Source organism: Serratia sp. NA_13, assembly GCF_052691735.1.
This window is the reverse complement of record NZ_JBQZFV010000004.1, coordinates 288,301-300,692: the sequence shown is the minus strand read 5'-3', so window position 1 is coordinate 300,692 and position 12,392 is coordinate 288,301. Positions and strand designations below refer to the sequence as shown.

The following is a 12,392-nucleotide window of genomic DNA, read 5'->3' as shown; positions in this document are numbered from 1 at the left end:
GGGCCGATTATGGCCCCTGTGTTTTATCGCTACGGCAATTCAGGGAAGAAACGGCGTTTGAGCGCCAACTCGACACCGCGCAGTTCCGCCAGCCCTTTCAAACGACCAATTGCCGAATAACCCGGATTGGTTTTTTTCTTCAAGTCATCCAGCATCTGATGCCCATGATCGGGACGCATCGGGATCGGCCGGGTATCACCCGCCTGATGACGACGCTGCTCCTCGCTGAGGATCGCCTCAATCACCGCCACCATGTCAACGTCGCCTTGCAGGTGCGCGCCCTCATGGAAACTTTTCGGGTTATCTTCACGGCAGGTTGCGCGCAGATGGGTGAAATGGATGCGATCGCCGAAGGTTTCAATCATCCGCACCAGATCGTTATCCTCACGCACTCCATAAGAGCCGGTACACATGGTGAAACCGTTATACAGGCTGTCGACCGTCTGCTTGAACCACTGCATATCTTCAATGGTCGAGACAATGCGTGGCAAGCCCAGGATCGGCCGCGGTGGATCGTCCGGGTGTACCGCCAGCCGCACGCCGACCTCTTCTGCTACCGGCACAATGGCACGCAGAAACACCGCCATATTCTCACGCAGCTGCGCCTTGTCGATGGAGTCATACTCGGCCAGACGGGCGCGGAACTGATCTAGCGTATACCCCTCTTCAGCTCCCGGCAGCCCGGCGATGATATTACCGGTCAATTTGGCGATATCCGCCTCGCTCATGGCAGCAAAGCGCGCGGCGGCCTGCTGTTGCTCTTCCTGCGTGTAATCCTGCTCTGCCCCCACGCGTTGCAGAATATGCAAATCAAAAGCCGCAAAGGCAATTTGATCAAAGCGTAATGCTTTTGACCCGTCGGGCAGCAAATACTCCAGATCGGTACGTGTCCAGTCCAGGATCGGCATAAAGTTGTAGCACACGGTGTCGATACCGCAGGCCGCCAGGTTACGCAACGATTGCTGGTAATTGGCGATGTGCTGTTGGTAGTTACCGCTGTGAGTTTTGATCTCTTCATGTACCGGGATGCTTTCCACCACCGACCACACCAATCCTTTCTCCGCCAACAACGCCTGACGAGCCTTGATCTCTTCGATCGGCCACACCTCGCCATTCGGGATATGGTGCAAGGCGGTGACTACGCCGGTGGCACCGGCCTGGCGCACATCGTCAAGAGAGACAGGATCGTTCGGCCCATACCAACGCCATGTTTGTTCCATTATTTATCCTTGTAAAAATCGCCCAGTATTGTGGTGGTAATCAAGATGGCACCGTTTTGATAATCTTGTTATACCAAATTTAAATAGATATCAGTTATCTTTCACCTTACTCTTTCGCACCTGACTGTCAAAAGCGAAACCCTGATTGGTTGATCCACTTCACGGTTCTGGCTTATTTTGGGCTGAGCAATGTTATTACCTCCCTTACAGCCTTACACTGGCGGCAGAGAACTCATGCGAAAAAGGTAAGCGCCGCGCCGTTTTCCCTTCGCAAAACTGGTCTGATAACTTTTCAAAAGTTCCCGGCCAGAACCTTTCACCCAGCTTGGAGCCATGCATGAAGACTATCGCCAACTCACCGCTTCCCGACGCCGTCCAGCAACCGCGCTATGACCGCAGCACATTACAAAGTCGCATGGTGCACATTGGATTCGGGGCCTTTCACCGCGCCCATCAGGCACTGCTGACCGACCGGGTATTGAACCGTCAGGGAGGAGACTGGGGGATTTGTGAGATCAGCCTGTTCGGTGGCGATACTCTGTTCCAGACGCTGCGTCAGCAAAACCACCTTTATACCGTGCTGGAAAAAGGCGCTGCGGGAAATCAGGCGATAATCATCGGTGCAATACATGAAAGCGTACACCGCAAGCTGGAAGGGATAGGTGCAGTGCTGGAAAAACTGGCGGAGCCGCAGGTCGCCATCGTCTCAATGACCATCACCGAAAAAGGCTACTGCATCGAACCCGGCAGCGGGAAACTGGATCTGCAACACCAGGGGATCCGCGCCGATCTTGCCAACTCCCGTCAACCCATCACGGTGCCCGGCATTCTGGTAGAAGCCCTGCGCCTGCGCATGGAACGCGGTCTGCCCGCCTTTACCCTGCTCTCTTGCGATAATATTCCCGAAAACGGCCATGTGCTGCGCAACGCCATCATCGGCCTGGCGCAGGCACGTGACGACGCCCTGGCAGAGTGGATTGCCCACCAGGTCAGCTTCCCCAGTACCATGGTCGACCGCATTGTTCCAGCCGCGACGCCGGAAACGCTCGATGAAGTGGCTACCGCACTGGGCGGCGTACGTGATGAATGCGCCATCGCTTGCGAACCGTTTATCCAATGGGTGGTGGAGGATAACTTTGTCGCAGGCCGTCCAGCCTGGGAACTGGCCGGTGCACAATTGGTAAAGGATGTACTGCCTTTTGAACAAATGAAGCTGCGCATGCTGAACGGCAGTCATTCCTTCCTGGCCTACCTGGGTTATCTGGGGGGTTATCAGTATATAAACGACTGTATGGCCGACGAGGCTTATCGCCGAGCGGCACACCACTTGATGCTGGCCGAGCAGGCACCGACGCTCAGCGTCAGCGGTATCGACCTGGCCGCCTATGCCGCGCAGTTGATTGAACGCTACAGCAATCCGGCGCTGCAACATCGCACCTGGCAAATCGCCATGGATGGCACACAAAAATTGCCGCAGCGGATGCTGGATTCGGTTCGTTGGCATTTGCAGCATGGCGGCAGCTATGCCGGTTTGGCGCTGGGCGTGGCGGCATGGATGCGTTATGTCGGCGGTATGGATGATGCCGGTCAGCCGATTGATATCCGCGATCCGCTACTGACAACGCTGCAACAAAGGGTAGCTACAACGCCGGACGATGAACAACGTGTGAAAACCCTGTTAGGCATGAAAGCCGTTTTTGGTGAACAATTGCCGGCTAATGAGGAGTTTGTGACTGCTGTTACCCGCGCCTATTTGTCCCTGCGTGACCACGGGGCGCGACAAACGGTGCAGAACTGGGTGTCGACTCAGTTGGCTTAATACCCGGTTAAACCAGAGCCTGACTTGAAAGGCGACGGAGAAAATGGCCATGCCGGCAGTCCGGCATGGCCGAACGACTTAGCGGTAAACTACCGTCATTATTGCAAGTTTTTTCTGCTGATCTACCCACTTCATCTCGATCGAACCTAAATTCATTGGCAGTTCTTTGCGTGTAGCATCAAATTTTGACAGCGTCTGTTGGTCTTGATAGTACCGCCCATTACGGTAACATTCCGTCTTGGCCGTTGAATCAGCGATGTTCACCGTGCAGGGGTTTTCCACAATAGAGCCAACAAAACGAATAACCCCGCCAGTGGTTCCTGCATAGCTTGCTGCCGTCCATGAAAACAACATTCCTGCGATCAAAAATAACCGGAAGACATTCATGGCAACCTCATTTTTTGTTAAACCAATTTAACCATAGAGGACCTTCTTAAGAATAATCGTAAGGTTAGAGGGGTTATTTGAGAGCTAATCGGTCAATTAACAAAGAAAAAACAAGCAACTAACGATCATTGTTAGTGGCTAATTCGTGGTTTTTGCTAAGAATTTTCCGAAAACTTATCGTGGATTTAGCCGGTTAAATATCGCATCTTAAACTGCCAAATTTGTGAGCTGGCGCAGGTTGAATAGCGCCGCTTAATTATCGTTCAACAAATATTATTAACATCAGGAATCATTCATGACCAAAACTAACCTGATCACCGGTTTCCTCGGCAGCGGGAAAACCACCACCATTCGTCACTTACTGGCAAACAAACCGGAACATGAGCGTTGGGCAGTGCTGGTGAACGAGTTTGGTGAAATTGGTATCGATGGCGCGTTGCTGGCAGACAGCGGTGCGGTGTTAAAGGAGATCCCAGGCGGTTGCATGTGTTGTGTGAACGGCTTGCCGATGCAGATCGGGCTGAATATGCTGCTGCAACAGAGTAAACCCGACCGACTGTTGATCGAACCCACCGGCCTGGGTCACCCAAAACAGATCCTGTCATTGCTGACACAGGACAGCTATGCCGGCTGGATCGATCTACAGGCCACCCTGTGCCTGTTGGATGCACGCCAGCTCAGCGAACCGCGCTATCGAGAAAACGAAAATTTCCGCGATCAGCTGGCGGCGGCCGACGTTATTCTGGCCAGTAAAAGCGACACCTATCAGCCGCAGGATCTGCTGGCCCTGCAGCAATGGGCTGAGCAGGCCCCCCTGCAGCGGCCGCTTTATCACATTCAACAGGGCCAGGCGGATGTCACCTTGCTGGACCTGCCCCGCACGAATCGCACAGAATTACCGAATGCTCAGCAGCATCATAGCCACATTAAAACACCTGGCCTGGCCGCATTGCGGTTGCCAGAAACCTCACGCTGGCGGCGCGCGCTCAATCAAGGGCAGGGATTTACCAGCTGTGGCTGGATCTTTGACGCCGACACGGTGTTCGATACCGTTGGTATTATGGAATGGATACGGTTGGCACCGGTTGAACGCGCCAAAGGCGTAGTACGCATTGCTGAAGGTACGCTGTTGATCAACCGCCAGGGGCAGGATCTCAACATTGAAACGCGCCCTGTCGCACCACTGGACAGCCGAATTGAACTGATTCACAGCGATAACGCAGACTGGAACGCGCTGCAATCCAAGCTGTTTGACATTCGTTTAAGTTGACATATTTACCTTTAGCACCCTTTTAATTTTAGGCTTACAACAGGTTATGCCATGACTCGCCGCAATTTACCCTTCATCATCTTCTTCAATTTACTGGGCATTGCGCTGTTTCTGTCCTGGTACCTGCCGGTTAACCACGGTTATTGGTTTACTCTGGATTCATCGATTTTCTTCTTTTTTAATCGTCATCTGGCTACTGACCCCGCGTTTCTACATCTGGTAGCCATTACCAATAACCGTGCATTTGACGTGATTTCGCTGGTTGCCATGGGGCTGCTGTACCTGTGCTTTTATCTGCAACAGGATGCTGCTGGCCGTCGTCGTTTGCTGGTAACCGGCGTTATCATGCTGCTGACCGGCGTGGTGCTGAACCAGCTTGGACACCTGCTTCCGGTCAAGCATCCCAGCCCATCGCTGAGCTTTGAGAATGTTAACCGAGTCAGTGAACTGACCGGCATTCCGACCAAAGATGCCTCCAGCGACAGCTTTCCTGGCGATCACGGCATGATGCTGATGATTTTCTCCTGTTTTATGCTGCGCTACTTTAACCGTCGCGCGTTTGCCGTCGCGCTGCTGATTACGGTGGTGTTTTCATTGCCGCGGGTGATGATTGGCGCCCACTGGTTTACGGATATCGCCGTAGGTTCGCTGTCGGTGGTGCTGGTCGGTGCCAGTTGGTGCCTGATGACCCCACTCAGTGATGTGCTGATCCTGCGTCTGAACCGTATGCTGCCCGGCAAGCACCGTCCCGCATAGTCATAACTGTGGGTTATGACCGACAGGAGGCCGTTGGCCTCCTGATAAATTCCTCACCGCTTGCTGTTGATTTCCACATCACCGCGTTAACACTTCTGTCACCTAATTTCACGCAAAACCAACACAACGGACTATCAGCGTTTTTTATATGAAGATTTACATTATGTTACATCACAAATTCATATATAAAAGGTTGGAAAAAAGCTCGCAATCCCCAATCCGTTACGGTAATCTCAGATGCGTTTATGCCTTGTTTAACTCGACTCAGCATCAAATCCACTAAAAATGTGCGTTCCAGCACATTTTCAGCGGTATCTGATTGTCGATAAAACAGGTGCAGATTAGTCTCGTTCCGTTTGGCATTTTTCAGGTAGCGACTGACGTCGTTAAGGACTTCAAGGGAAAACAATAACAATGGTCAAATCTCAACCGTTTCTGAGATATTTTTTGCGGGTAGTACCTGCAATTGCCGCAGCGGTAATGCTCTCCGCATGTAGCTCGACACACACTTCGAACTTGAATAACGCACAAACTGAGATGCGTGCAGTTAATGACAAAAATGGTCTTTTACTGCAAGCCTCTCAGGATGAATTCGAAGCAATGGTTCGTAACGTTGACGTTAAGTCAAAAATTATGGATCAGTATGCAGACTGGAAAGGCGTTCGCTACCGTTTAGGCGGTGAAACCAAGCGCGGCATCGATTGCTCGGCGTTTGTGCAGCGCACCTTCCGTGAACAGTTTGGCATGGACTTACCTCGTTCTACCTACGAACAGGAAGATCTTGGCAAGAAAATCTTGCGCACCAAACTGCGTCCTGGCGATCTGGTGCTGTTCCGCGCCGGCTCTACCGGACGCCACGTCGGCATCTATTTGGGTAACGATCAATTCGTTCATGCCTCTACCAGCAGCGGCGTGATGATATCGAAACTGAGCGATAACTACTGGAATAAACGTTATCGCGAAGCCCGCCGGGTGCTAACCAGCAGCTGACAGTGCAACCTTGATTGTCCTGAAGACCAAACTGAACGATAGAACGCTGCCTCCGGGCAGCGTTTTTTGCGCCGCCCCCTCCTGCCTCCCCATTATAAACTCGCGGTGTTTTCAATATTGCCACTTTATATTTCGCAAGATTATTGGAGTAAACTGCGCCGACGATGAAAAAATAACCTATTATCGTCAAATGGGAAAACAGCGATAATGCCGGATTTAAACTATTATCAGCCATTAGATAAACGATGAATAATGACGACAACACCGCCATTGCGATATATTAGCCAGTCACTCTCTAACAAAAACAAATTGATACGCCGGGTTCAGGGGGCAGGTTTATGGGCTTGAAAAGGGCATTTGCGCGCCACGTCTCGCACAGACGACGTAGCCTGGCTAAAAGTGGCATCGTGGCCCTGGTATTTTTTATTGTGTTTATGGCAATTACCCTTTCCCTGATTAGCCACCAGCGCACACAATATCAACGTGCGGTAGAGCAGCGGACGCAGAAATTTACCCTCGATATCTTTAATAGTCTGACGGCAGTCATGCAACGGTTGATGCCGTTGACCGAACGTTCCTGCGCAACCAGCCAGCCCGAAATTACCGACCAGGCGGCATTTCACTCCGGCGTGCGCACCTTTATGCTGGTAAAAAACGGCTTTGCCTATTGTTCTTCCGCTACCGGCAACATGATGCTGGCACTAAAGAATATTTACCCGGGAATTAATCAACAGCAGCCACTGGATCTCAAACTGCAGCAAGGCACCCCACTGGTGCCCGGAAAACCGGCAGTCGCGGTGTGGTTGCGTAAACCGGGCAAAGAAGACAGTGGCATATTGGCCACCCTGGATATTGGTCTGATGCCCCAACAGATGTTCGGCGCCAATACCGATCAGACCCAGGGAGTCGCCATTATTCTTGGCGATCGCGCCCTGACCAGCTTTAGTCCGAATCTGATGCCGATCGACCAATTGCCGGATGAAAAGGCCGACCGCATTTCCATCGCCGGCACCCCGATTATCATTATGTTTTATAACAAAAAACTGACACCCAACGATATCCGCCTAACCCTGCTGGGTAGTCTGGTGCTGTCCTTAATGATCGGCGTGCTGTGTTACTACATGCTGTTGCTGCGCCAAAGCCCGGAACGCGCACTGATGTGCGGTATCAAACGCAACGAGTTCTTTGTCGAGTATCAACCGGTATTTCATACCAAAACCGGTACCATCGGCGGGCTGGAAGCGCTGATCCGCTGGCAACACCCGATTGAAGGACGTATTCCTCCGGATCTGTTTATTCCCTATGCCGAATGCGAAGGCTTGATCGTACCGCTGACGCGCCACCTGTTCCGTCTGATTGCCAAAGATGCCCCCAGGCTGGCAACGGTCTTGCCACAGGGTGCCAAACTCGGCCTGAATATCTCCCCTTCCCATCTTAGCGCGCCGTCCTTCCATCACGACGTGTACGAACTGCTGGCACAGTTGCCGGGCAACTACTTCACGTTGGTGTTTGAAATTACCGAGCGCGGGATGGTAGAAGAAGATAGTGCACCAGCTGAGTTCGACTGGTTGCATCAGCAAGGCATTGAAATTGCCATCGATGATTTCGGCACCGGACACAGCGCACTGATCTATCTGGAACGCTTTAGCATGGACTATCTGAAAATCGACCGCGGCTTCGTCAACTCCATCGGCCAGGATACGGTCACCGCCCCGGTACTGGATGCCGTCATTTCACTGGCCAAGAAGCTGAAAATGCAAACCGTGGCAGAAGGGGTGGAAACCGCCGAGCAGTTGCACTTCTTGCAAGAACAGGACGTTAACTTTATGCAGGGGTATTATTTCAGCAAGCCCCTGAGCATCGATAATTTTGTCGCCTTCTGCAACGCCCATACCGTCATGGACTATCAGGCGCTAAAGGACTGATATTTTAACTTCTTTACTCTGCGGCGCGGCAGTAAATGCTATGCTGGCCCAGATTTAATCGACTTATACAGCAGGAGCTTACCGTCAAGATGTCCGTGCGCGTTTTTGCTGCCCTGGTGCTCTCGGCACTGAGTTTTGGCCTGCAGGCCGAAACCCTCAATGAAAGTTACGCTTTCGCCCAACTCGGTGAGCCGAAATACGCCACCGATTTCAGCCATTATGACTACGTCAACCCTGCGGCCCCCAAGGGCGGCGACGTGCGGCTGGCCGCTATTGGCACCTTTGACAACTTTAACCGCTATGCGCAACGTGGCGTTCCCGGCGAGCGTACCGATGCGCTGTACGATACCCTGTTCACCACCTCAGACGATGAAATCGGCAGCTACTATCCACTGATTGCCGAATCTGCCCGCTTCCCGGCCGATATGCGCTGGGTAGAAGTGGATATTAACGCTCGCGCCCGCTTCCACGATGGCACGCCCATCACCGCCGCAGACGTGGCCTTTACCTTTACCAAGTTTATGACCGAAGGCGTACCGCAGTTTCGCGTGGTGTATAAGGGCATATCGGTCAAGGCCATCTCACGCCTGACGGTGCGCATTGAATTTCCACAACCGGATAAAGACAAGTTGCTCGGACTGTTCAGCCTGCCCATTTTGCCGCAGAGCTTCTGGAAAGATCACAAGCTGAACGAGCCGCTGAGCACCCCGCCGCTGAGCAGTGGTCCCTATAAGATCGCCAGTTATCGACTCGGCCAATACATTACCTTTCAACGGGTACGCGACTATTGGGCCGCCAACCTGCCGGTCAACCGCGGCCGCTTTAACTTCGACAGCATCCGCTACGACTACTATCTGGACGACAAAGTCGCACTGGAGGCCTTCAAGGCCGGTGCCTATGACTTCCGCATCGAAGGTTCGCCAAAAAGTTGGGCGACTCAGTACCAGGGCGGCAATTTCACCCGCAATTACATCATCAAACAGGATGAAACCAATCAGTCGGCGCAAAACACCCGCTGGATGGCCTTCAATATGCGGCGCCCTCTGTTCGCCGATCCTCGGGTGCGCGAAGCGCTCACGCTGGCTTTCGATTTCGACTGGATGAATAAGGCGCTGTATTACAACGCCTACCAACGAACCAATAGCTATTTCCAGAACACCCCCTACGCGGCCAGCGGCTACCCGGATGCGGCCGAACTGGCGCTGCTGGGCCCACTTAAGGGCAAGGTACCGGCGGAGGTATTCACCAGTATCTACCAGCCACCGTCCTCTGACGGCAGCGGTAACGATCGGCAAAACCTGCTGAAAGCGACTCAGTTGCTGAAACAGGCCGGCTGGGAAGTCAAAAATCAAAAGTTGGTAAATAGTAAAACCGGCCAGCCATTCAGCTTTGAACTGATGTTGTTGAGCGGCAGCAATTTCCAGTATGTCTTGCCGTTTCAGCACAACCTGAAACGGCTGGGCATTGATATGCAGATCCGTGAAATCGACATATCCCAATTCACCAAGCGCATGCGCGACGGCGATTTCGATATGATGCCGACGGTTTATATGGCAATGCCTTTCCCTGGCTCAAGCCTTGAGACGCTCTGGGACTCCAGATACATTAATTCCAGCTGGAATACTCCCGGCGTCACCGATCCAGCAGTCGATAGCCTGGTCAGGCAGATCGCCGCGCATCAGGGAGACGAAAAAGCCTTGCTGCCGCTGGGTCGCGCGCTGGATCGGGTATTGACCTGGAACCGGTATATGTTGCCGATGTGGTATTCCAACCACGACCGCTATGCCTACTGGGACAAATTCTCTACGCCGTCGATTCGTCCGGCCTACGTTATTGGTTTCGATAACTGGTGGTTTGACGTCAACAAAGCGGCGCGTTTGCCGGCTCAACAACAATAAGGGGTTTGCGATGGCGGCTTATTTGATTCGCAGACTGTTGCTGATTATCCCCACCCTGTGGGCGATCATCACCATTAACTTTTTTATCGTGCAGATCGCTCCCGGTGGCCCAGTCGACCAGGCGATTGCCACTATCGAAATGGGCCAGGGCAGCGGCTTCGGCGGTGGCGGCGCAGGTGAAGGCCTGGGGCACGCACGTATTGGTGTCGGCAGTGCGACAGATAGCCAGTACCGTGGCTCACGCGGGCTGGATCCTGAGGTGATCGCCGAGATCACCAAACGCTACGGCTTCGACAAACCGCTGCATGAGCGCTATTTCACCATGTTGTGGAACTACATGCGTCTCGACTTCGGTGACAGCCTGTTCCGTGGCGCATCGGTGATGCACCTAGTAGGTCATAGTCTGCCGGTATCAGTCACGCTGGGGCTATGGAGCACGCTGATTATCTACCTGGTGTCGATCCCGCTGGGGATCCGTAAAGCCGTGCATAACGGCAGCGCCTTCGATACCTGGAGCAGCACTCTGATTATCATCGGCTATGCCATTCCGGCCTTCCTGTTCGCGATTTTGATGATCGTGCTGTTCGCCGGTGGCAGCTACCTGGACTGGTTCCCGTTGCGCGGTCTGGTTTCCAGCAATTTCGATACCCTGCCATGGTATGGCAAAATCACCGATTACCTGTGGCATATCACGCTGCCGGTGCTGGCGACGGTGATTGGTGGCTTCGCCACCCTGACCATGCTGACCAAAAACTCCTTCCTCGATGAGATCCGCAAACAATATGTGGTCACCGCACGTGCCAAAGGGCTGGACGAAAACAAGATCCTTTACCGCCACGTGTTCCGCAACGCCATGCTGCTGGTGATCGCTGGCTTCCCAGCGACCTTTGTCAGCATGTTTTTCACCGGCTCATTGCTGATCGAGGTGATGTTCTCGCTCAACGGGCTGGGGTTGCTGGGCTATGACGCCACCCTGCAGCGCGATTACCCGGTGATGTTCGGCACGCTGTATATCTTCACCCTGATTGGCCTGCTGTTGAATATCCTTAGCGATATCACCTATACCCTGGTCGATCCACGCATTGATTTCGAGGCCCGCCAATGAGTCGCTTAAGCCCGATCAATCAGGCACGTTGGGCACGTTTTTGCAGCAACCGCCGTGGCTATTGGTCACTGTGGATTTTTCTGGTGCTGTTTATCCTCAGCCTGGGGGCCAACCTGATCGCCAACGACCGGCCGCTGCTGGTGCGTTACCAGGGTAACCTGTACCTGCCGTTTATTATCGACTACAGCGAGACCACCTTCGGCGGTGAGCTCAATACCGCCACCGACTATCAGGATCCGTTCGTCAAAAAACAGATCGACAGCCACGGCTGGGCAGTTTGGCCACCGATTCGCTTCAGTTACGACACCATCAACTTTGCCACCGAGGTACCCTTCCCTTCGGCCCCCTCGCGCCAAAACCTGTTGGGTACTGACAGTAACGGCAGCGACGTGCTGGCCCGCGTGCTGTATGGCTTTCGTATTTCGCTGCTGTTCGGGCTGACACTGACGCTGTTTTCCAGCGTGATTGGCGTCTGTGTCGGTGCCATACAGGGCTACTATGGCGGACGTGTGGATTTATGGGGTCAGCGCTTTATTGAAGTGTGGTCTGGCATGCCGACGCTGTTTTTAATTATTCTGCTGTCGAGTATCGTACAACCCAATTTCTGGTGGCTGCTCGGCATCACCATTTTGTTTGGCTGGATGAGCCTAGTGGGCGTGGTGCGCGCCGAGTTCCTGCGCACCCGTAACTACGACTACATTCGCGCCGCGCGCGCCATGGGGGTGCAGGACCGGGTCATTATGTACCGGCATATGCTGCCCAATGCGATGGTGGCGATGCTGACCTTTTTGCCGTTTATCCTGTGCGGCTCCATCACCACCCTGACCTCACTCGATTTCCTGGGCTTTGGCCTGCCGATCGGTTCTCCGTCGCTCGGGGAACTGTTGCTGCAGGGTAAAAACAACCTGCAGGCACCGTGGCTCGGCATCACCGCGTTCCTGGTGTTGGCCGTGTTGCTGTCTTTACTCATTTTTATTGGCGAAGCGGTACGCGACGCTTTTGACCCCAGCAAGGCGCATTGA

General features: G+C 53.4%; 10 protein-coding genes. 8 read left to right on the top strand and 2 right to left on the bottom strand.

Annotated elements, in window-relative coordinates; genetic code table 11:
- Positions 1 to 29 precede the first annotated feature (29 nt).
- Complete coding sequence (gene uxuA / locus ACUTSU_RS09845; RefSeq protein ID WP_445650333.1) at positions 30 to 1,220, bottom strand: mannonate dehydratase; 1,191 nt, start codon at positions 1,218 to 1,220, stop codon at positions 30 to 32.
- 337 nt (positions 1,221 to 1,557) lie between these two features.
- On the opposite strand from uxuA, the gene ACUTSU_RS09840 reads away from it, so the two are divergent.
- Positions 1,558 to 3,039 carry a mannitol dehydrogenase family protein gene (locus ACUTSU_RS09840; protein WP_445650332.1) on the top strand — a complete coding sequence of 494 codons (1,482 nt, stop codon included), beginning with the start codon at positions 1,558 to 1,560 and terminating at the stop codon, positions 3,037 to 3,039.
- Between the two features lie 78 nt (positions 3,040 to 3,117).
- Here ACUTSU_RS09840 and ACUTSU_RS09835 read toward each other — a convergent pair whose 3' ends face one another.
- Positions 3,118 to 3,426 (bottom strand): type 1 fimbrial protein, encoded by a 309-nt coding sequence (locus tag ACUTSU_RS09835; protein ID WP_445650331.1) that lies wholly within the window; start codon positions 3,424 to 3,426, stop codon positions 3,118 to 3,120.
- A gap of 295 nt (positions 3,427 to 3,721) precedes the next feature.
- Here ACUTSU_RS09835 and ACUTSU_RS09830 point away from each other — a divergent pair, with 295 nt between their 5' ends.
- From ACUTSU_RS09830 to ACUTSU_RS09800, 7 genes are all read left to right on the top strand, one after another.
- The gene (locus ACUTSU_RS09830; RefSeq protein ID WP_445650330.1) at positions 3,722 to 4,696 is read left to right on the top strand and encodes a CobW family GTP-binding protein; all 975 of its coding nucleotides are present in this window, start codon (positions 3,722 to 3,724) and stop codon (positions 4,694 to 4,696) included.
- A 51-nt stretch (positions 4,697 to 4,747) separates the two neighbouring features.
- The gene (locus ACUTSU_RS09825; RefSeq protein WP_261094306.1) at positions 4,748 to 5,452 is read left to right on the top strand and encodes a phosphatase PAP2 family protein; all 705 of its coding nucleotides are present in this window, start codon (positions 4,748 to 4,750) and stop codon (positions 5,450 to 5,452) included.
- 414 nt (positions 5,453 to 5,866) lie between these two features.
- Positions 5,867 to 6,442 (top strand): bifunctional murein DD-endopeptidase/murein LD-carboxypeptidase, encoded by a 576-nt coding sequence (mepS, locus tag ACUTSU_RS09820; RefSeq protein WP_445650329.1) that lies wholly within the window; start codon positions 5,867 to 5,869, stop codon positions 6,440 to 6,442.
- A 338-nt stretch (positions 6,443 to 6,780) separates the two neighbouring features.
- Entirely contained in the window at positions 6,781 to 8,367 is a 1,587-nt protein-coding gene (locus ACUTSU_RS09815) for a cyclic di-GMP phosphodiesterase (RefSeq protein ID WP_445650328.1), read from the top strand.
- Positions 8,368 to 8,456: 89 nt separating this feature from the next.
- The gene (locus ACUTSU_RS09810; protein ID WP_445654096.1) at positions 8,457 to 10,265 is read left to right on the top strand and encodes an extracellular solute-binding protein; all 1,809 of its coding nucleotides are present in this window, start codon (positions 8,457 to 8,459) and stop codon (positions 10,263 to 10,265) included.
- A gap of 10 nt (positions 10,266 to 10,275) precedes the next feature.
- Positions 10,276 to 11,370 (top strand): microcin C ABC transporter permease YejB, encoded by a 1,095-nt coding sequence (locus ACUTSU_RS09805; protein ID WP_445654095.1) that lies wholly within the window; start codon positions 10,276 to 10,278, stop codon positions 11,368 to 11,370.
- A complete protein-coding gene (locus ACUTSU_RS09800; RefSeq protein ID WP_445654094.1) occupies positions 11,367 to 12,392 on the top strand; it encodes an ABC transporter permease in 1,026 nt (341 codons plus the stop codon). The genes ACUTSU_RS09805 and ACUTSU_RS09800 overlap by 4 nt, the downstream gene beginning before the upstream one ends.

Excerpts from the sequence above, each read along its gene's own strand:
- ACUTSU_RS09830 (WP_445650330.1), top strand. The coding sequence starts at position 3,722 with ATGACCAAAACTAACCTGATCACCGGTTTCCTCGGCAGCGGGAAAACC.
- ACUTSU_RS09810 (WP_445654096.1), top strand. The coding sequence starts at position 8,457 with ATGTCCGTGCGCGTTTTTGCTGCCCTGGTGCTCTCGGCACTGAGTTTT.
- ACUTSU_RS09815 (WP_445650328.1), top strand. The coding sequence starts at position 6,781 with ATGGGCTTGAAAAGGGCATTTGCGCGCCACGTCTCGCACAGACGACGT.
- mepS (WP_445650329.1), top strand. The coding sequence starts at position 5,867 with ATGGTCAAATCTCAACCGTTTCTGAGATATTTTTTGCGGGTAGTACCT.
- ACUTSU_RS09840 (WP_445650332.1), top strand. The coding sequence starts at position 1,558 with ATGAAGACTATCGCCAACTCACCGCTTCCCGACGCCGTCCAGCAACCG.
- ACUTSU_RS09800 (WP_445654094.1), top strand. The coding sequence starts at position 11,367 with ATGAGTCGCTTAAGCCCGATCAATCAGGCACGTTGGGCACGTTTTTGC.
- uxuA (WP_445650333.1), bottom strand. The coding sequence starts at position 1,220 with ATGGAACAAACATGGCGTTGGTATGGGCCGAACGATCCTGTCTCTCTT.
- ACUTSU_RS09825 (WP_261094306.1), top strand. The coding sequence starts at position 4,748 with ATGACTCGCCGCAATTTACCCTTCATCATCTTCTTCAATTTACTGGGC.
- ACUTSU_RS09835 (WP_445650331.1), bottom strand. The coding sequence starts at position 3,426 with ATGAATGTCTTCCGGTTATTTTTGATCGCAGGAATGTTGTTTTCATGG.
- ACUTSU_RS09805 (WP_445654095.1), top strand. The coding sequence starts at position 10,276 with ATGGCGGCTTATTTGATTCGCAGACTGTTGCTGATTATCCCCACCCTG.